Below are 18280 nucleotides of genomic sequence, written 5' to 3' on the forward strand. Positions count from 1 at the left end.
GAAGCTAAGCCTTTCAGCGCCGATGGTACTGCAGGGGGGACCCTGTGGGAGAGTAGGACGCCGCCGAACAATCATTGTGGGAAAGCCCCGCACCTCATGGTGCGGGGCTTTTCTGCGTTCACAGCGCTTTTGGGGAGCGGGTTGGGGTCGGTTGTCCGACCGGGGTGCGACGGAGGAAAACGCCTTGTCAGGGGCGCGGGGACGTCGTCAGGATCGGCGGTATGGACTATGCGATTCGGACCATCCGTGCCCACGAGTGGGAGAAGGCCCGGGAGATCCGGTTGACGGCGCTGCGGGACCCCATCGCGCACCTCGCGTTCCTCGACACCTACGAGGCGGCGGTCGAACGGCCGGAGTCCTTCTGGCGGGAGCGGGCGGAGGGTGCGTCCGACGACGGGCCCGGCGGGATGCGCCAGTTCGTCGCCGAGGCGCCGGACGGGCGGTGGGCCGGCACGCTGACGGTGCTGGTGGAGCGGGCAGCCGTCGAGACGCTGCTGGGGGATGTGCCCGTGGCCGAGCAGACGCATGTCGTCGGGGTGTTCGTACGGGAGGAGGCGCGCGGCTCAGGGGTCATCGACGCGTTGTTCGAGGCGGCGGCGGAGTGGTCCTGGTCGCTGGTGGAGCCCCGGATCGAGCGGGCGCGGCTCTACGTGCACGCGGAGAACGTGCGGGCGCAGGCGGTGTACCGGCGGCTCGGGTACGCGGCGACCGGCGTGCGGGTCGCGCCGCATGAGGGTGAGGACGCGGTCGAGTGGGAGCACGAGCTGCTGCGGCCGGCCTCGGCCGCGGGTTCCGTCAGCGGCTGAGCGAAGTCTCCGGCCAGCGGGATCTGGCCTGTTCGGCCGAGCGCATCAGGGCCAGGGTCGGCATGCCCTGGTCGTGGCCGGTGGCGAGGAGCTGCGGGAGCTGGGGCAGCGGGGCCACGGCGGCGACGTCGTCGAGAACGAGCGTCAGTGGTGGGTCGAGCCGACCGTCGGATGACCGTGCGGCCATGCGGCGGCCGTGCTCGACCACGCTTGCGGCGAGCGCCGTCAGGAGCGGCATCGCGCCGGGGTGGGTGCGGGGATCCTCGATCGGTTCCCCCACCAGGTAGAGGCTGCCCCCTTCGGGGAGGAAAGATGCCAGCGCCAGCGAATCCGTTCGATTCGGTGTACAGGCCTCGCGGATGTGGATCGAGGACAGCGAGGCGAGGGTACGGGCCGTCAGTTCCTGTGCCAGGCGACGGCTTTCCGGGTGCGCCGTGAGTGCCGCTTCGAGGAGTCCCGCGTGGCCTGAGGCGGCCTTGGGGTGGCTGCGGAGGATCCGTACCGGTTCGTGGGCGCCACCGCCCTGGGCCCAGCGGTGGACCTGGCGGAAGGGGCGGCCGTCGACGGCGGCGGCGTGCAGCCAGCAGCGCAGGAGGGTTTCCGCGGTGTCGGCGGTGGCCGCGTCGAGGCGGGAGTGCGGGCGTACGGGGGCGAGCAGGGCGACGGCCCGTTCCGCGGCCACTGACGGGTCCTCGCAGTGCTCGGACGGTGACCAGTGGAGCCGGGCCGGGGTGTCGCAGAGGTGGCCGGGGTCGTGGACGAGGACCGGGCCGAGCTTGCCGCGCGCGTCCTTGGTGGCCGACCAGACGGCGGGGTCGGAGGTGACGACCAGGACGGGGCCCTCGGCGTCCTGGATCGCCTGGACGGCGGCGGGGTGGCGCGCGTCGGGGGGGCCGTAGAAGGTGCGGGTCGGCGCCGGGGCGGGGACCGGGATGGGGGCGGCGGTGGGGGCGGGGATGGTGGGGGGTGCGGCTGGGGTTGGTGTGGCGGGGGTGGTTGGTGTGGCCGGGGTCGGTGGGGTGGCCGGGGCGGGTACGACCGGGGCGGCCGGTGCGGGTGCTGCTGCCGGCGTGGGTTCGGTCGGTGCGGCGGGTGCCGGAGCTGTGGTCGCGGCCGGTTCCTGGCGGGCCGGAGCGGTGGGGAGGTGACCGTACGCTCCCGTCTTCCGGTTCGCCCTGACCGCTCGCCAGCGGGCCAGTGTGCCGAGTGCGAAGACAGCGAGGACGAGCAGGATCATCGCCTCGCCGATCAGCAGCCCCCAGAAGAGGCCGTACCCCGAGAGCTGGGCGGCCGGGGTGGTGGGCCAGGCCGCCGGGAGGTCGGTGGGGGCGGTCACCAGGGAGCGCAGGGCGGACGGCGTGCCCGTGAGGGTGATGCCGTCCGGCCAGGCGCCGTGGGAGAGGAGGGCGGCCAGGCCGGTCGCCGTCCACACCAGGACCGTGAGACAGAGGAGGAGGCCGAACAGGCTGAGCAGCAGCCCGTCGGAGACTCCCCCTCCCTTGTGTGCCGGCTGCATCTACGCCACCGTCGACTGGGACGTGCCGTTCAGCTGCTGCTCCACGAGGATCGCCCGCTGTTCCGTCTCCCACTCCAGTTCCGGGTCGACGGCCGAGGACTCGGTCATGGCGCGGTCCGTGTAGACCAGCGGGCGTTCCTTCTCGGTGATGAGGTGCTTGACCACCTGCACGTTGCCGTTGACGTCCCAGACCGCGATGCCGGGGGTGAGGGTCGGGATGATCTCGACCGCCCAGCGGGGCAGGCCGAGGACCCGGCCCGTATTGCGTGCCTCGTCGGCCTTCTGGGCGTAGATGGTCCGGGTGGAGGCCATCTTGAGGATCGCCGCGGCCTCCTTGGCGGCGGCTCCGTCGACGACGTCGGAGAGGTGGTGGACGACGGCGACGAAGGACAGGCCGAGGCGTCGGCCGAACTTGAGCAGCCGCTGGAACAGCTGCGCCACGAACGGGCTGTTGATGATGTGCCAGGCCTCCTCGACGAGGAAGATGCGCTTCTTCCGGTCGGGCCGGATCCAGGTGTGTTCCAGCCAGACGCCGACGATCGCCATGAGGATCGGCATGGCGATGGAGTTGCGGTCGATGTGGGAGAGGTCGAAGACGATCAGGGGCGCGTCGAGGTCGATGCCGACGGTCGTCGGGCCGTCGAACATGCCCCGCAGGTCGCCGTCGACGAGCCGGTCGAGGACGAGGGCGACGTCCAGGCCCCAGGCCCGTACATCGTCTATGTCGACGTTCATCGCCTCGGCCGAGCCGGCCTCCGGGTGGCGCAGGCGCTCGACGATGTCGGTGAGGATCGGCTGGCGGTCGGTGGTGTGCTCGATGACGTGGGCGTGGGCGACCTTGAGCGCGAAGCCGGCGCGCTCGTCGAGGCCGTGGCCCATCGCCACCTCGATGATCGTACGGAGCAGGGCGAGCTGCCCGGTCGTGGTGATCGACGGGTCGAGCGGGTTGAGGCGGATCCCCGAGTCGTTGGCGACCATCGGGTCCAGGCGGATGGGGGTTATCCCCAGCTCCTGGGCGATGAGGTTCCATTCGCCGACGCCGTCCTCGCCCTGGGCGTCGAGGACGACGACCTGCCGGTCGCGGAAGCGGAGCTGGCGGAGCACGTACGTCTTCTCCAGGGCCGACTTGCCGTTGCCGGACTCGCCGAGGACCAGCCAGTGCGGGGCGGGGAGCTGCTGCCCGTACAGCTGGAAGGGGTCGTAGATGTACCCCTTGCCGCTGTAGACCTCGCGGCCGATGATGACGCCGGAGTCGCCGAGGCCGGGGGCGGCGGTCGGCAGGTAGACGGCCTGGGCCTGTCCGGTGGAGGTGCGGACGGGCAGACGGGTCGTCTCCACCTTCCCGAAGAGGAAGGAGGTGAAGGCTTCGGTGAGGACGGACAGCGGATCTCGCATGGCTCTGTGCCCCTTCGGCCCTAGCGGCGGATGCCGGTCGCGAACGGCAGGGTGTTCACGAAGGCCCGGTGGTGCTCGCGGTCGCACCACTCCAACTTGAGGTAGGACTTGCCGGCGGAGGCCCGGATCGTGCGCTTGTCCCTGGCCAGGGCCTCGGGCGAGCGCGACGACACCGTGATGTACCCGACGAGGTTCACTCCGGCCGCTCCGCTGGCGAGGTCTTCACCCCGCTGGTCGAGCCGGCCGTGGGCGGCGATGTCGCGCGGGTCGACCGTGCGGTTCATCTTCGCGGCGCGGCTGGCGTCCGCCTCGTCATTGGTCTTCTCGGTGAGCATCCGCTCGATGGCGACCTCGGTCGGCTCCAGGTCCATGGTCACGGCGACCGTACGGATGACGTCGGGGGTGTGGACGAGGAGAGGGGCGAGGAAGTTGACGCCGACGGGGGTCATCGGCCACTCCTTCACCCAGGCCGTCGCGTGGCACCAGGGGGCGCGGGTGGAGGACTCCCGGGTCTTGGCCTGGAGGTACGTCGGTTCCATCGCGTCGAGTTCGGCGGGCCAAGCGTTTCGTTTCGTCATGGCCTGGATGTGGTCGATGGGGTGGTCCGGGTCGTACATGGAGTGCACGAGGGAGGCGAGCCGGGACTGGCCGAGGGGCTGGCGGACGCGGATGTCGGCCTCGGCGAGACGGGCGCAGATGTCGGTGAGCTCGCGGGCCATGACGACGGCGAGGCCGGCGTCCCGGTCGAGCTTGCGGGCGCCGGAGGTGTGCTTGGCGGCGTGGGCCATGGCGTTGGCCTCGGCGGCGAGTTCGCGCGTGTAGTGCATGCAGGCGACGAGGTAGGCGCGGTGCTGCTCGCTGGAGGTGGAGACCATCGACTGGAGCTGGTCGTACGACTCCATGAGCCACGTGGGCGCGTGCGGGTCGCCGCGCTGGCCGACGTCCTTGGCGTGGGCGTCGGGGTCGGCGGGGAGGGTACGGGCCAGCATCTGGAGGCGGGTGACGAAGCCGTCGCCGTTGGCCACGTGCTTCAGGAGGGTGCCGAAGCGGTCGACCAGGGCCTCCTGGTCCTCGCTGTCGCGCAGGCCGACGCCGGGGCCCTCGATCTCGATGGCGGCGGTGACCGTACGGCGGTCGGCGTGGAGGAGGACGGCGATCTCGTCGGGGCCGAAGGGGGCGGCGAGCCAGCCGACGCGGCCGATGCCGGGCGGTGGGCCGACCTCGACCTCGCGGCCGTCGAGGCGGGTGCCGGCCTCGGTGACGACGGAACGGTAGGCCGTGCCGCGCTTGAGCATCCGCTTGTAGCTGCGGTTGATCTCGTACCACTTGTAGAAGGTGCGGTGCCTGTACGGGAGGTAGACGGCGGCGATCGCGAGCATCGGCAGGCCGGCGAGGAGCGCGATCCGCAGGGGGAGGAGGGGGACGAGGAGTCCGCTCATCATGCCGAGGAAGGCGCCGACGATGATCAGGGCGATCTCGCCGGTCTCGCGGTTCTTGCCGACGATCGCGTTCGGCCGGGCACGGCCGACGAGATACGTACGGCGGGGCGCGACCGGCTGGGACTGGGTCGTCAACGCCCTGCACCTCCAGAGTTCTTGCGGTTGCTGTGCGGGGTGCCCGCGGTGGGGCTGCTGCTACGGGGCGGGGGCGGGGGAGTCGCGCCGCCTCCGCTGCCGCCGCGGCTGCTGTGGGCGGCCATGCCGCCGGACACCGGGTTGGCGGGGCGGGGGCCGGAGCCTTGGGAGGACTGGCCGCCGTCGCCGCGGGAGCTGTGTGTCTTGATGCCCTGGGAGACGAGGGAGGCGGGGGAGGAGATGACGGCGGCGGCCGCGTTCTCGCCGGCTCGGTGGAGGCGGTTGTTGCGTGAGGCGGCGATCTCGTCGCCGAAGCCGGGGACGAAGCGGTAGATCATCGCGGAGGCGAAGATCGCGAGCAGGATGATCGCGAGGCCGGAGACGACGGCGGAGAACGAGTCGGGGCCGGTGCCGGAGGAGAGGGCGCCCGCCAGGCCCAGGACGATCACGATGACCGGCTTGACCAGGATGATCGCGATCATGATGCCGGCCCAGCGGCGGACGTGGCCCCACATGTTCTTGTCGACGAGCCCGGAGTAGACGACGACACCGAGGAGGGCGCCGACGTACAGCATGACGGCGCGGAGGAACAGCTCCAGGTACAGGACGCCCGCGGCGAGGACCGTCACCAGGGACACGATGATCAGCATGATGGGGCCGCCACCGATGCTGTCGCCCTTCTGCAGGGCCTCCTTGAAGCTGCCGAAGAAGATGTCGGTCTGCTGGCCGGTGCCGGAGGCGATGACCTCGGTGACGGCGTCGGTGGCGTTGACGACGGTGTAGAGGATCAGGGGCGTGAAGGCGGAGGCGAGGACCGTCAGCCAGAGGAAACCGATGGCTTCGGAGAGCGCGGTGGTGAGGGGGACGCCGCGGATGGCGCGCTTGGCGACGGCGAGGAGCCAGAGGAGGAGGGTGAGGAAGGTGGAGGCGGCGAAGACGATCGCGTACCGGCCGAGGAACTCCATGTTCGTGAAGTCGACGTCGGCGGTCTCCTTGACGGCCTTGGAGAGGTAGTCGATGGTGGCGACGGCGGCGTCGGCGCATCCGCGGGAGAGGGCGGCGAGGGGGTCCAGGGCGGTGGTGGGGTCGTCGAGCCCGGGGCTCCCACCGGTGCGGCCGGGTTCGCCCTCGGAGCAGTACTCCTTGGCAGGGCCGATGAGCAGATCGCACGGATCGTTGCTCGCGCTCGGCGACGGAGTAGGGGTGGGTGCGGCGACGGCCCGGGATGCGAAAAGGAAGCCGGCTGTCTGCAGGACTGCGAGCGCCGCGACGAGTGATCGGGCGGGGCGAGGGCTACCGGGCATAGGTGAAGCCTCCGAACTCCTCTACGGCCTTGCTGATCTCGTCCGCGCTGGACGCGGCGATGTCGCCCGGGACGGGCGCCGGGCCGTCCTTCTGGCTGTCGTCGATGACCTTCCAGTCGTTGTCCGTCCACCGCAGGTCGAACGTCCACGTCTTCCACGTGGTGCTGACCGGGTCGGTGGAACCGGGCCCGGACATGCCGATCAGGCCCGTGTACCAGACGGAGACCTTGGCGGTATCGCCGCTGAAGCTCTCGACCTTGGTGCCGACAGGAATCGTGCGGGAGATGAAGGTGTTGCCCACAGGTGCTTCGCCGTTGGCGTCGAGGCCCATCTTCTTCAGGAACTCTGCCGAGTAGGCGGCGTCCTGGGGACCTCTCAGCTTTGCTGCGGCGTCCGGTGTGTAGACGGTGTCCACGATGCGGTGACGGCTTTCGAGCTTGAACATGCCGTCGGAGCCCAGTGCCACCGCGTAGTTCGACGCCGCGCTCTGTGCGCCCTGTTCGTCGTGGGCGTAGCCCGTGGGGATCGCGCCGAGCTTTCCCGTCACCGGTCTGACGCCCGTCGCCGCCGTGGGGTCGGCCGCCGTCGCGCCCTTGCGGGGTGAGTCGCCCGTCGTGTCCGTCGGGGCGCCGCCGCCCCTGTTGGCGAAGGCGATGGCCGCGAGGAGGAGGACCACCACGCCGACGACCGTGATGAGGGAGCGGGAGCTGCGGACGGGGCGCCGGGCGCCGCCGTAGACGTCGCCGCTGTTGCCTTCGGGCAGGCGGGTCCGGGTCTGGCCCGAGCCGCCCACGCCGCCGAAGCTGTCGTGCTCGTCACCGGGACTCATGCCGGTTACGCCCCCTCACTGGTTCGCGGTACGGGCAGTGCTGCAACGTGACTGGACATCAGGGAAAGCAATCTCGGGGTACGGAGTCCGACGGGAGGTCAGACGGCCATCCCGTACACGATCGTGAACAGCGTTCCCAGTGATCCGATGATGAAGACGCCGGTCAGACCGGCCACGATCAGACCCTTGCCCTGTTCCGCGCTGAACGTGTCGCGAAGGGCGGTCGCTCCGATGCGCTGCTTGGCCGCGCCCCAGATGGCGATGCCGAGGCAGAGCAGGATGGCCACGGCCATCACGACCTCGATCATGATCTTGGCTTCGGCGCCCAGGCTGCCGAAAGGCCCCCAGTTCGGGGCGATTCCACCGATGATGGTGGTGATGTCGCCCTTCTCTGCCGCCAGGTACATGTAACTCACCGCCCCTGTTGGGTAGTTAGTTGCCCCTGCCGGACGGCATGGGTCATCACCCTATCTTCGCTGATGAAACCGCCCGCGTGTGACGGCTTGACGGCTCTCTTTACCCGATCCCCGCACACTTGACCGATCTGACCGTCTTGACCTGCGGTGGTGTGGCCGGTTTCCCTGCAAAGAAGCGTATGGTCACTCTGTGTATCACGGAGAGTGACTCCGGGCAATGATTGTCGTTGTTGCACTCTTGGGGCCGCGTCGAGCCGGTGACGCCCCCACGGGGGTCCCCGCCGCCTAGACTGGTCGGCGGGGACGTACTGCCATGGGCCGAGGGGTGGTTGACGGTGCGTAGGGCTGGCAAGGCGTGGCTGGTGGCCGGGGGGGCTCTCGGGGTCTGCCTCGGCTTCGTCGCACTGCTCGTCGTCGGCACGTTCTCCGCCGCGGCCGGTCTGGTCGGCGGCGCCGGGGGCTCCAAGAACGGCACCGTGGCGTTGGCCAAGGGTTCGGTTCCCGCGCTCTACCAGGGACTTGTGCAGCGGTGGGGGAACCTCTGCCCGGCGATCAACCCGGCGCTGCTCGCCGCCCAGCTGTACCAGGAGAGCGGTTGGAACCCGCGGGCCGTGTCCCCGGCCGACGCCCGGGGCATCGCCCAGTTCATCCCCGGTACCTGGGCCGGTCACGGCGTCGACGGCGACGGGGACGGGGACCGGGACATCTGGGACCCCGCGGACGCGATCCCCTCGGCCGCCTCGTACGACTGCGAACTCGCCGGCTACGTGAGGAACGTGCCCGGCGACCCGACGAACAACATGCTGGCCGCGTACAACGCGGGCGCGTACCGGGTGATCAAGCACAGTGGCGTCCCGCCGTTCACCGAGACCCGGAACTACGTGCGCATCATCCGGTCCCTGGAGAAGAGCTTCGCGCGGCCGCAGGGCCGCGTCGAGCCGTCCCGGCAGGCGGCGGGTGCGATCCACTACGCGCAGCAGAAGCTCGGCACCCCGTACCTCTGGGGCGGTACGGGCACGGCGGCGCAGAATGGCCGGTTCGACTGCTCCGGGCTGACGCAGGCCGCGTACGAGAGCGTCGGCATCGACCTGCCGCGCGTGGCCAACGACCAGTACAACGCGGGGCCGCACCCGAGCAGGGACGAGCTGCTCCCGGGCGACCTCGTCTTCTTCTCCGACGACCTGACCAACTCCCGGGCCATCCGGCACGTCGGCATCTACGTCGGCGGGGGGTACATGATCGACGCGCCGCGCACCGGGGCGGTGATCCGCTTCGACCGGATCGACACCCCGGACTACTTCGGCGCGACCCGGGTCACCGCGGAGGGGGCGGCGGCGCTGCCGACCCATCTCCCGGGGGCCTGAGCGGACCAGACGGACCGTCGGGTCGTACCGGACATGGCTGGAACTCTCCGTCATGCGAGGGCCCTGAGCTGCGGTGCGTCGTCACTCTTCGATAACGTCATCATGATCCACCGGAGAGAGCGGAACGTGCGCCTCAGGCGGTTCGTTCCCCGATCCGACCGCTCATGACCACGGGGGTTGGAAACACCAGACACGAGAGCAAGGGGCCGCAGCAGATGGCTGTACTCGCATCGGACGGCTCGAACCCCGATGTCAGCCTGCTCTACGACATCAACGGGCTGGCCAAGGCCGCCCCGCCGTGGTTCGACCGCGTCATGGAGTTCGTCGGCGAGTACGGGATCATGCTCGCGATGGCCCTCGTCTGCCTGTGGTGCTGGTGGAGCGTCCGCCGCCGCGGCACCCTCGCCGACTCCGTCTCGGCCGTCGCCGGTCTCGTCTGGGCCCCGCTGGCCGCCGGCGTCGCCCTCCTGGTGAACATCCCCATCCGGGGCTTCGTCGAGCGCCCCCGCCCGTTCAAGGACCACCGGGGGCTCGACGTCCTCGTCGAGGGGAAGACCGACTTCTCCTTCGTCAGCGACCACGCGACGCTGGCGATGGCCCTCGCCGTCGGGGTCTTCGTCGCCCACCGCAGGTTCGGGTTCGCCGCCCTCGGCCTCGCGCTCGCCGAAGGCTTCGCACGGGTCTACATGGGCGTCCACTACCCGACCGACGTCATCGGCGGCTTCGCCCTCGGTACGGCGGCGGCACTGCTCCTCGCCCCGCTCGCCCTGGCCCTGCTCACCCCGCTGGTCTCGGCGGTCGCCCGCTCGGGCGTCGGCGCCCGGCTCGTCCGCTCCCGCCGGGCCGAGGGGCCGCGGCGCCCGGAGGCGGTCGGTGTCCCCGAGTCCCGGGTCGGCGGCCCGGCCCCCGAATCCGGCCGGAACGACCTCGCGGCCTGAGCCCGCGCAGCGAACCCCCGGACCGTCCCCGGGCCTGTCCGGAAAGACCCGCATGGCCGGCGGGCAGACGGCGCCGGTTCCCCGACCGTCCCTACGCCTCCGTGGCGGCTGTCGTACGGACGTGGTCCGCCGCGTCCGTACGGGCGCGGTCCCGGGACCGGCGAGCCGGGCCCGTCCAGCCGCAGCTGCACCGTGCCAGCGCGAACGAGCCGCGCTCCGTCGTCGTGGCGGTGTGGGGAGTGGCCTGCGCGTGCACACCACCACGGTACTGCGCGTGACGGCACGCGCTGACCGTCGTTATGCGGATCGGGTGCCCCGGGCCCGCGGGTGCCGGGAAGGGGCGGGACCCGGGCGGACAGCGGTGAGGCGTTGGGGGTTGGCAGGCGATGGTGGCGCAGCGGTACGGACGTCCGCACGGTCGCGCGAGCGGGGCGCTCGCCGTCACCGCCCTCCTGGTCGGCTCCCTCCTCACGACCGCGGGGGCCACGGGGTGCGCGGCCCCCGGGGACCCGAAGCCCGGGGTCGATCCGGCGCTCGCCGTACGGAACGCCGCCGACGTGCTGACGAAGGCCGGCACCGCGAAGGCGAGCACCTCCCTGGAGATGGCCACGGGCGGCACCCGGGTCACCATCAGGGGCGAGGGCGGCTACGACTTCCGGCGCCGCACCGGGCGGCTCCAGGTGGTGCTGCCGAAGGACCCGGCGGGAACGGGAGGGCACCAGCCGATCACCGAACTCCTCACCCCCGGCACCCTCCACATGAAGAACCGGGGCGCGGGGGTGCCCGCCGACAAGTGGGTCCGTGTCGACACCACCACCCTCGACGACGGCAACCTCGTCACGGGCGGGGCCACCGACCCCGGTGCCGCGGCGGAGCTGCTCCGGGGCGCCCTGAAGGTCACCTACCTCGGCGAGATCGAACTTGCAGGGGTGAAAGTCAGCCACTACCGGGGCGTCGCCGACCTGGCGCGGGCCGCCCGGGCCGCTTCGCCGCAGCTGCGCGGGGCGCTCACCGCGGCGGCGAAGGGCTTCGCCACGGACACGGTGCCCTTCGACGCGTACCTCGACGGGGAGGGGCGGCTGCGGAAGGTCCGCCACCAGTTCAGCTTCAGCAACCAGGGGCGGACGGTCGCGGTCGCGTCGACGACCCTGCTGTACGGCTTCGGTGTCCGCGTGGAGGTGACGCTGCCGGACCGGCGGGACATCTACGCCGGGAAGATCAAGGTCTGACCCGGCCAGGTGCCGGGCGGACCATCGGCAAATGGTCCGGACGTGTCATGCGCGGTCCGTCGCGCCGTCCCTACGCTGGGAGACCGCTGGGAGACCGACGCCGGCAGGAAGAGGTGGATGCGCGTGGCCCCGCCCGGTACAGCAATCGTGCCCGCAGACCCGGACTGCGTCGCCCTCGCCGAGATCGAACTGTGCGGCGAACTGATCATCGCCGCCTCGACCGCCGACGGGGAGCGGCTCAGCGCCGACCGGATCGACGAGGTGCTGCGGGTGGCGGCGGAGCGGGCCGTGAAGGCCCACTGACGGGACGGCCCGGCTCCCCCCTCCGTACGGCGGGCGTGGCGTCAGGTGCGGAGCATGCGGGCGATGGCCTTCGTGGCCTCCTCGACCTTGGCGTCGATGCCCTCGCCGGTCGCCGCCGCGTCGGCGACGCAGTGCCGCAGGTGCTCCTCCAGGAGCTGGAGCGCGAAGGACTGGAGCGCCTTCGTGGAGGCGGAGACCTGCGTGAGTATGTCGATGCAGTAGACGTCCTCGTCGACCATCCGCTGGAGGCCGCGGATCTGGCCCTCGATCCGGCGGAGCCGCTTGAGGTGCTCGTCCTTCTGCTTGTGGTAGCCGTGCACGCCGTGCTCGTGGTCGGCCGGCCCGACGGCCCCGACGGCCTCGGGGGTGACCTGGTCCGTCTCGGTGGTCGTCATCGCGTCCTCCCGTTGTCCATTAAAGGGGTGTATACCCCTCGTGGGTATATGGTACCGATCCTCGCCGGTCCGGGCGGGGGTCCGTGCAGTTCACTGTGCCCGATGGGCGACACTGAGAGGACGCCGGTTAGCCGTGGCCGGATGATGCGCCTAGCATCAGCCTGACCGAAACCCAGCACCCCGAGGACCTCACGTGCGATTTCGTCTGACCCCCAGGGAGACGAGCTTCTACGACATGTTCGCCGCCTCCGCGGACAACATCGTCACGGGCTCCAAGCTCCTGATGGAACTGCTCGGAGCGGAGCCTTCCGCCCGGGCCGAGATCGCGGAGCGGATGCGAGCAGCGGAGCACGCCGGCGACGACGCGACGCACGCGATCTTCCACCAGCTGAACTCCTCCTTCATCACACCCTTCGACCGCGAGGACATCTACAACCTCGCGTCGTCCCTCGACGACATCATGGACTTCATGGAGGAGGCCGTCGACCTGGTCGTCCTCTACAACGTCGAGGAACTCCCCCAGGGTGTCGAGCAGCAGATCGAGGTGCTGGCGCGGGCAGCGGAGCTGACCGCCGAGGCGATGCCGAACCTGCGGACGATGTCCAACCTCACCGAGTACTGGATCGAGGTCAACCGGCTGGAGAACCAGGCGGACCAGATCCACCGGAAGCTGCTCGCCCAGCTCTTCAACGGCAAGTACGACGCCATGGAGGTGCTCAAGCTCAAGCAGATCGTCGACGTGCTGGAAGAGGCGGCCGACGCGTTCGAGCACGTGGCCAACACGGTGGAGACCATCGCGGTCAAGGAGTCCTGAACTTCGTGGACACCTTCGCTCTGATCGTGACCATCGGTGTCGCGCTCGGCTTCACGTATACGAACGGCTTCCACGACTCCGCCAACGCCATCGCCACCTCGGTGTCGACGCGGGCGCTGACCCCCCGCGCCGCGCTGGCGATGGCGGCGGTCATGAACCTGGCCGGCGCCTTCATGGGCAGCGGGGTCGCCAAGACGGTCAGTGAGGGTCTGATCGAGACGCCGCACGGCGACAAGGGGATGGGCATCCTCTTCGCCGCGCTGGTCGGCGCGATCATCTGGAACCTGGTCACCTGGTACTTCGGTCTGCCGTCCTCCTCCTCCCACGCGCTGTTCGGCGGCATGGTGGGTGCGGCGCTCGCCGGTGGTACGGAGGTCATCTGGGGTGGAGTCCTCGACAAGGTCATCATCCCGATGTTCATCTCGCCGGTCGTCGGTCTCGTGGCCGGGTACCTGGTGATGTGCGCGATCATGTGGATGTTCCGCAAGGCCAACCCGCACAAGGCCAAGCGCGGCTTCCGGATCGCGCAGACGGTGTCGGCGGCCGGCATGGCGCTCGGTCACGGTCTGCAGGACGCGCAGAAGACGATGGGCATCGTGGTGATGGCCCTGGTCATCGCCGATGTCCAGCAGGCCGGCGACGACATCCCGGTGTGGGTGAAGGTCGCGTGCGCCGTGATGCTGTCGCTCGGTACGTACGCGGGTGGCTGGCGGATCATGCGGACGCTCGGCCGGAAGATCATCGAACTGGACCCGCCGCAGGGTTTCGCGGCGGAGACGACGGGGGCGTCGATCATGTTCGGCTCCGCCTTCCTCTTCCACGCGCCGATCTCGACGACCCATGTCATCACCTCCGCGATCATGGGCGTCGGCGCGACCAAGCGCGTCAACGCGGTGCGGTGGGGTGTCGCCAAGAACATCATCCTCGGCTGGTTCATCACGATGCCGGCGGCGGCGTTGGTCGCGGCGACGAGCTTCTACGTGGTGCAGCTGTTCTTCGGGTGACGGGTGGCGCCACCCGGTGATGCTGGGGGTCCGGGGGTTATCCCCCGGGGGCTGCAGTATCACGATGCCGACGGCGGCGTTGGTCGCGGCGACGAGCTTCTACGTGGTGCAGCTGTTCTTCGGGTGACCGCTGTCGTACGGAAACGGGCCCGGCTCCCTGGGGGGAGCCGGGCCCTTCGTCGTACGGTGGCACCGCCATGCAGCACCGTAGACGCTCTTGCCCCGCACGCGGTGAGCCTGGGCCGGGGGCGATTCGCTGCCCCGGTGGTGGGTTCACACGGGCTGGGCGTCTTATCCGAAGCGGCCCGAGATGTAGTCCTCGGTCGCCTGGACGCTCGGGTTGGAGAAGATGCGCTCGGTGTCGTCCAGCTCGATCAGCTTGCCGGGCTGGCCGACGGCCGCCAGGTTGAAGAAGGCCGTACGGTCCGAGACGCGGGCGGCCTGCTGCATGTTGTGCGTCACGATGACGATCGTGAAGCGTTCCTTCAGCTCGCCGATGAGGTCCTCGATCGCCAGCGTCGAGATCGGGTCGAGGGCCGAGCAGGGCTCGTCCATCAGCAGGACGTCGGGCTCGACCGCGATGGCGCGGGCGATGCACAGTCGCTGCTGCTGACCCCCGGAGAGGCCGGAGCCCGGCTTGTTGAGGCGGTCCTTGACCTCGTTCCAGAGGTTGGCGCCCTTGAGGGACTTCTCGACGATCTCGTTGAGCTGGGCCTTCCTGTAGCTGCCGTTGAGGCGCAGGCCCGCCGCCACGTTGTCGAAGATCGACATGGTGGGGAAGGGGTTGGGGCGCTGGAACACCATGCCGACCGTGCGGCGCACGGCGACCGGGTCGACGTGCGAGCCGTACAGGTTCTCGTCGTCCAGCATCACCTTGCCCTCGACGCGGCCGCCGGGGGTGACCTCGTGCATGCGGTTCAGGGTGCGCAGGAAGGTGGACTTGCCGCAGCCGGAGGGGCCGATGAAGGCCGTCACGGAGCGGGGCTCCACGGTCATGGAGATGTCGTCGATCGCCTTGTGGGCGCCGTAGTACGCGGAGAGGCCGCTGACGTCGATGCGCTTGGCCATGTGAATCACTTCCAATTGCCGCGGTCAGCGGCCGGTCTTGGGGGCCTTCCAGCGGGCGATGCCGCGGGCCACCAGGTTGAGGATCATGACGAAGGCGATCAGGACGAGCGCGGCGCCCCAGGCACGGGCCATGGCGGCGTCGGTGCCGACGGCGAACTGCTCGTACACGTAGAGCGGCAGGGAGGACTGCGCGCCTTCGAAGGGGTTCGGGTTGATGAGCTTCGTACCGAACACGAGGAGCAGGACCGGGGCCGTCTCACCGGTGATGCGGGCGACCGCGAGCATGACGCCCGTGGTGATGCCGCCGATCGCGGTGGGCAGGACCACCTTCAGGATGGTGCGCCACTTCGGGATGCCGAGGGCGAGGGAGGCCTCGCGGAGCTCGTTCGGGACGAGCTTGAGCATCTCCTCGGTGGAGCGGACCACGACCGGCATCATCAGGATGGACAGGGCCATCGCGCCGGCGAAACCGGAGGGGCCGAAGCCCAGCATCAGGTTCCAGGTGGCGAGGATGAAGAGGCCGGCGACGATCGACGGGATGCCCGTCATGACGTCGACGAAGAAGGTGACGGCCTGGGCGAGCTTCCCGCCGCCGTACTCGACGAGGTAGACGGCGGTGAGCAGACCGATGGGCGCGGCGATCACGGTCGCGATGCCGACCTGCTCGATGGTGCCGAGCAGCGCGTGGTAGACGCCGCCGCCGGCCTCGGCGTCGAGGACGCCGTTCATCGAGTGGCTCAGGAAGTAGCCGTCGAGGACGTCCATTCCCTTGCTGATCGTGACCCAGGCGAGGGAGAGCAGCGGGACGACGGCGAGGACGAAGCAGACCCAGACGACGCTGGTGGCGACGCGGTCCTTGGCCTGGCGGCTGCCCTCGACCTTGGTGGTCAGGGCGTAGGTGACGACGACGAAGAGCAGCGCGGCGATCATGCCCCACTGGACCTTGCTGTGCCAGCCGGCGCCGAGCCCGATGCCGATTCCTCCGGCGATCGAGCCGGCGGCGACGGCGGCCGGCGTCCAGCGCGGGAGCCGGGCGTGCGAGAGGGACCCGGGGCGGGAGGCCACGGCAACCGGACGATCCTGAACGGTGTGGCTCATGCCGCTGCCCCCGAGTACTCCTTGCGGCGGCCGATGATCCAGCGGGCGGCGCCGTTGACCAGCAGGGTGATGGCGAAGAGGACGAGACCGGAGGCGATCAGCGCGTCCCGCCCGAACTCGTTGGCCTCGTTGAACTTGGCGGCGATGTTCTGCGCGAAGGTGCCGCCGCCCGGGTCGAGCAGGTGTCCCGAGATGAGGAAGCTGGGGGAGAGGACCACGGCGACGGCCATGGTCTCGCCGAGCGCGCGGCCGAGGCCCAGCATGGAGGCGGAGATGATGCCGGAGCGGCCGAAGGGCAGCACCGAGATGCGGATGACCTCCCAGCGCGTGGCGCCGAGGGCAAGGGCGGCTTCCTCGTGCATCTTCGGGGACTGGAGGAAGACCTCACGGGTGACGTTGGTGATGATCGGCAGGATCATGATCGCCAGCAGGATGCCCACGGTGAACAGGTTGCGGGCGACGCCGTCGCTGGACTTGTCGAAGATGTACGTCCAGCCGAGGTACTGGTCGAGCCACTGGTTCAGGCCGTCCAGGTACGGGACGAGGAAGATCGCGCCCCAGAGGCCGTAGATGATGCTGGGCACGGCGGCGAGCAGGTCGACGACGTACGCGAGCGGCTTGGCCAGCCTGCGCGGCGCGTAGTGCGAGATGAAGAGGGCGATCCCGATCGCGACGGGCACGGCGATGAGCATCGCGATGATCGACGAGACGACCGTGCCGAAGGCGAGGACGGCGATGCCGAAGACCGGCGGGCTGCCCGCGGGGTTCCACTCGAAGGTGGTGAAGAAGTTGGTGCTGTCCTTGGAGATGGCGAGGACGGCGCGGTAGGTGAGGAAGCCGGCGATCGCGGCCATGATGACGAGGAGGGTGATGCCGGAGCCTCGGGACAGGCCGCTGAAGATGCGGTCCCCGGGCCGGGACGCGCCCTTGGCGCGCCGGCTCCTCTGTATGTCTGGTGTGGTGGTAGCCATCTGCTTCTCCGGTCTGCGGTGCCCCTACGGGTGCGGGGCTCCTGGCGGCGGTGCACCGGATGCCGGGCCGGCCCCCCAGGGGAGGGGCCGGGCCCGGCCGGGGGTCAGGACAGGGTGGGGACGATCGCGCGGACCTTCGCGGCGATCTCGGCCGGGAGCGGGGCGTAGCCGGCGTCGGTGAGGACCTTCTGGCCCTCCTCGCTCACGGTGTAGTTGAGGAATGCCTTGAGGGTCGGCAGGGTCTCCGCCTTGTTGCCCTTGTCGCAGGCGATCTCGTAGGTGACGAGGACGATCGGGTAGGCACCCTCGGCCTTCGTCGCGTAGTCGAGGGAGAGGGCGACGTCGTTGCCGGTGCCCTTGACCTTGGCGGCGGCGATGGCCTTGGAGGCGTTCTCCGAGGTGGCGGCGACCGGGGCGGCCGCGCCGGTGTTGATGCTGACGGTGGAGATCTTGTTCGAGGTGGCGTACGAGAGCTCGAAGTAGCCGATGGAGCCCTCGGCGTCCTTGACGGCGGTGGCGACGCCGGAGGACCCGTTGGCGGCCTGGCCGCCCTGGGCGGGCCACGACTTGGCCTTCGGGTCGTGCTTCCAGTCTGCCGCGGCGGCGGTGGAGAGGTACTTGCCGAGGTTCTGGGTGGTGCCCGACTCGTCCGAGCGGTGGAAGGCCTGGATGTTGCTGTCGGGAAGCTTGGCGCCCGGGTTCAGCTTGGCGATCGCCGGGTCGTTCCACTTGGTGATCTTGTTGTCGAAGATCTTGGCGATGGTGGAGGCGTCCAGGACGAGGTTGTCCACGCCCTCCAGCTTGTAGCCGATGGCGATGGGGCCGCCGACCATCGGGAGGTTGACACCCTTGCCGCCCTTGCAGATCTTCTGCGACTCGGCGACCTCTTCGTCCTTCAGGGCGGAGTCGGAGCCCGCGAAGGCGACCTGGCCCTGGTTGAACTTGGTGATGCCGCCACCGGAGCCGATGCCCTGGTAGTTGATCTCGACGCCCTCACAGGCGGCCTGGAAGTTCCTGACCCACAGGTCCATCGCGTTCTTCTGCGCGCTGGATCCGGCGGCGAGGAGCTGGCCCTTGGCGCCCTCGCACGCGATGCTCGACGCGGCGGCGGAGGACGTGGTGCCGTCCTGCTTGGCCGGGGTCTGCGCGTTGTTGTCCGAGCCACACGCCGAGAGGACGAGCGCACCGGAGACGACGAGGGCACCGATCGCGGAGGCGCGAAGCCCGTTCTTGCGCGAAAGCTTCACTTTCGGGTG

General features: G+C 70.1%; 19 protein-coding genes. 7 read left to right on the forward strand and 12 right to left on the reverse strand.

The features are described 5' to 3' along the window. Positions 1-221 precede the first annotated feature (221 nt). Positions 222-806, forward strand: coding sequence for a GNAT family N-acetyltransferase (locus ABZ567_RS26345; RefSeq protein ID WP_360794120.1), 585 nt, complete (start codon positions 222-224; stop codon positions 804-806). On the opposite strand, the gene ABZ567_RS26350 is transcribed toward ABZ567_RS26345, so the two are convergent. The 6 genes from ABZ567_RS26350 to ABZ567_RS26375 form a co-directional block, all read right to left on the reverse strand. Next, positions 796-2322, reverse strand: a complete 1527-nt coding sequence (locus ABZ567_RS26350; RefSeq protein WP_360794122.1) for a type VI secretion protein — start codon at positions 2320-2322, stop codon at positions 796-798. The genes ABZ567_RS26345 and ABZ567_RS26350 overlap by 11 nt on opposite strands. Further along, positions 2323-3717, reverse strand: a complete 1395-nt coding sequence (locus tag ABZ567_RS26355; protein WP_360794124.1) for an ATP-binding protein — start codon at positions 3715-3717, stop codon at positions 2323-2325. A 20-nt stretch (positions 3718-3737) separates the two neighbouring features. Then, complete coding sequence (locus ABZ567_RS26360; protein ID WP_360794126.1) at positions 3738-5291, reverse strand: SCO6880 family protein; 1554 nt, start codon at positions 5289-5291, stop codon at positions 3738-3740. After that, positions 5288-6595: a hypothetical protein gene (locus ABZ567_RS26365; protein WP_360794127.1), complete on the reverse strand. Its 1308-nt coding sequence runs from the start codon at positions 6593-6595 to the stop codon at positions 5288-5290. The genes ABZ567_RS26360 and ABZ567_RS26365 overlap by 4 nt, the downstream gene beginning before the upstream one ends. After that, positions 6585-7424, reverse strand: a complete 840-nt coding sequence (locus ABZ567_RS26370) for a hypothetical protein (protein WP_360794129.1) — start codon at positions 7422-7424, stop codon at positions 6585-6587. Before ABZ567_RS26370 ends, ABZ567_RS26365 begins: the two co-directional genes overlap by 11 nt. A gap of 98 nt (positions 7425-7522) precedes the next feature. Next, complete coding sequence (locus ABZ567_RS26375) at positions 7523-7831, reverse strand: hypothetical protein (protein ID WP_017242359.1); 309 nt, start codon at positions 7829-7831, stop codon at positions 7523-7525. Between the two features lie 368 nt (positions 7832-8199). On the opposite strand from ABZ567_RS26375, the gene ABZ567_RS26380 reads away from it, so the two are divergent. Continuing rightward, a complete protein-coding gene (locus ABZ567_RS26380) occupies positions 8200-9204 on the forward strand; it encodes a bifunctional lytic transglycosylase/C40 family peptidase (RefSeq protein ID WP_360794358.1) in 1005 nt (334 codons plus the stop codon). 215 nt (positions 9205-9419) lie between these two features. Beyond that, on the forward strand, positions 9420-10142 hold the full coding sequence (locus ABZ567_RS26385) for a phosphatase PAP2 family protein (RefSeq protein WP_360794131.1): 723 nt from the start codon (positions 9420-9422) through the stop codon (positions 10140-10142). Between the two features lie 91 nt (positions 10143-10233). Here ABZ567_RS26385 and ABZ567_RS26390 read toward each other — a convergent pair whose 3' ends face one another. After that, a complete protein-coding gene (locus tag ABZ567_RS26390) occupies positions 10234-10398 on the reverse strand; it encodes a hypothetical protein (protein WP_360794133.1) in 165 nt (54 codons plus the stop codon). Between the two features lie 130 nt (positions 10399-10528). Between ABZ567_RS26390 and ABZ567_RS26395 the strand changes: the two genes are divergently transcribed. Then, positions 10529-11371 carry a hypothetical protein gene (locus ABZ567_RS26395; RefSeq protein ID WP_360794135.1) on the forward strand — a complete coding sequence of 281 codons (843 nt, stop codon included), beginning with the start codon at positions 10529-10531 and terminating at the stop codon, positions 11369-11371. Between the two features lie 117 nt (positions 11372-11488). Next, positions 11489-11674 carry a hypothetical protein gene (locus ABZ567_RS26400; RefSeq protein WP_360794137.1) on the forward strand — a complete coding sequence of 62 codons (186 nt, stop codon included), beginning with the start codon at positions 11489-11491 and terminating at the stop codon, positions 11672-11674. A gap of 41 nt (positions 11675-11715) precedes the next feature. Here the strand turns inward: ABZ567_RS26400 and ABZ567_RS26405 are convergent, their stop codons facing one another. After that, positions 11716-12069, reverse strand: coding sequence for a metal-sensitive transcriptional regulator (locus ABZ567_RS26405; RefSeq protein ID WP_360794139.1), 354 nt, complete (start codon positions 12067-12069; stop codon positions 11716-11718). Between the two features lie 193 nt (positions 12070-12262). Here ABZ567_RS26405 and ABZ567_RS26410 point away from each other — a divergent pair, with 193 nt between their 5' ends. Then, positions 12263-12883 carry a DUF47 family protein gene (locus tag ABZ567_RS26410; protein WP_360794141.1) on the forward strand — a complete coding sequence of 207 codons (621 nt, stop codon included), beginning with the start codon at positions 12263-12265 and terminating at the stop codon, positions 12881-12883. A gap of 5 nt (positions 12884-12888) precedes the next feature. Beyond that, the gene (locus tag ABZ567_RS26415; RefSeq protein ID WP_360794143.1) at positions 12889-13887 is read left to right on the forward strand and encodes an inorganic phosphate transporter; all 999 of its coding nucleotides are present in this window, start codon (positions 12889-12891) and stop codon (positions 13885-13887) included. A 291-nt stretch (positions 13888-14178) separates the two neighbouring features. Here ABZ567_RS26415 and pstB read toward each other — a convergent pair whose 3' ends face one another. From pstB to pstS, 4 genes are all read right to left on the reverse strand, one after another. Continuing rightward, positions 14179-14955, reverse strand: coding sequence for a phosphate ABC transporter ATP-binding protein PstB (gene pstB / locus ABZ567_RS26420; protein ID WP_360794145.1), 777 nt, complete (start codon positions 14953-14955; stop codon positions 14179-14181). A gap of 24 nt (positions 14956-14979) precedes the next feature. Further along, a complete protein-coding gene (gene pstA, locus ABZ567_RS26425) occupies positions 14980-16053 on the reverse strand; it encodes a phosphate ABC transporter permease PstA (protein ID WP_360794147.1) in 1074 nt (357 codons plus the stop codon). After that, a complete protein-coding gene (gene pstC, locus ABZ567_RS26430) occupies positions 16050-17024 on the reverse strand; it encodes a phosphate ABC transporter permease subunit PstC (RefSeq protein WP_360794149.1) in 975 nt (324 codons plus the stop codon). The genes pstA and pstC overlap by 4 nt, the downstream gene beginning before the upstream one ends. Positions 17025-17128: 104 nt before the next feature. Beyond that, complete coding sequence (pstS, locus tag ABZ567_RS26435) at positions 17129-18271, reverse strand: phosphate ABC transporter substrate-binding protein PstS (protein WP_360794151.1); 1143 nt, start codon at positions 18269-18271, stop codon at positions 17129-17131. Positions 18272-18280: the final 9 nt, after the last annotated feature.

Origin of the sequence: Streptomyces sp. NPDC016459, from assembly GCF_040632845.1 — a bacterium.
Taxonomy (GTDB): domain Bacteria; phylum Actinomycetota; class Actinomycetes; order Streptomycetales; family Streptomycetaceae; genus Streptomyces.

What these genes read in the sequence shown, in the direction of transcription:
- pstA (WP_360794147.1), bottom strand. Translation starts at nt 16,053, where the DNA reads ATGAGCCACACCGTTCAGGATCGTCCGGTTGCCGTGGCCTCCCGCCCC.
- pstC (WP_360794149.1), bottom strand. Translation starts at nt 17,024, where the DNA reads ATGGCTACCACCACACCAGACATACAGAGGAGCCGGCGCGCCAAGGGC.
- ABZ567_RS26385 (WP_360794131.1), top strand. Translation starts at nt 9,420, where the DNA reads ATGGCTGTACTCGCATCGGACGGCTCGAACCCCGATGTCAGCCTGCTC.
- ABZ567_RS26370 (WP_360794129.1), bottom strand. Translation starts at nt 7,424, where the DNA reads ATGAGTCCCGGTGACGAGCACGACAGCTTCGGCGGCGTGGGCGGCTCG.
- ABZ567_RS26365 (WP_360794127.1), bottom strand. Translation starts at nt 6,595, where the DNA reads ATGCCCGGTAGCCCTCGCCCCGCCCGATCACTCGTCGCGGCGCTCGCA.
- pstB (WP_360794145.1), bottom strand. Translation starts at nt 14,955, where the DNA reads ATGGCCAAGCGCATCGACGTCAGCGGCCTCTCCGCGTACTACGGCGCC.
- ABZ567_RS26395 (WP_360794135.1), top strand. Translation starts at nt 10,529, where the DNA reads ATGGTGGCGCAGCGGTACGGACGTCCGCACGGTCGCGCGAGCGGGGCG.
- ABZ567_RS26355 (WP_360794124.1), bottom strand. Translation starts at nt 3,717, where the DNA reads ATGCGAGATCCGCTGTCCGTCCTCACCGAAGCCTTCACCTCCTTCCTC.
- ABZ567_RS26375 (WP_017242359.1), bottom strand. Translation starts at nt 7,831, where the DNA reads ATGTACCTGGCGGCAGAGAAGGGCGACATCACCACCATCATCGGTGGA.
- ABZ567_RS26345 (WP_360794120.1), top strand. Translation starts at nt 222, where the DNA reads ATGGACTATGCGATTCGGACCATCCGTGCCCACGAGTGGGAGAAGGCC.
- ABZ567_RS26350 (WP_360794122.1), bottom strand. Translation starts at nt 2,322, where the DNA reads ATGCAGCCGGCACACAAGGGAGGGGGAGTCTCCGACGGGCTGCTGCTC.
- ABZ567_RS26400 (WP_360794137.1), top strand. Translation starts at nt 11,489, where the DNA reads ATGCGCGTGGCCCCGCCCGGTACAGCAATCGTGCCCGCAGACCCGGAC.
- ABZ567_RS26405 (WP_360794139.1), bottom strand. Translation starts at nt 12,069, where the DNA reads ATGACGACCACCGAGACGGACCAGGTCACCCCCGAGGCCGTCGGGGCC.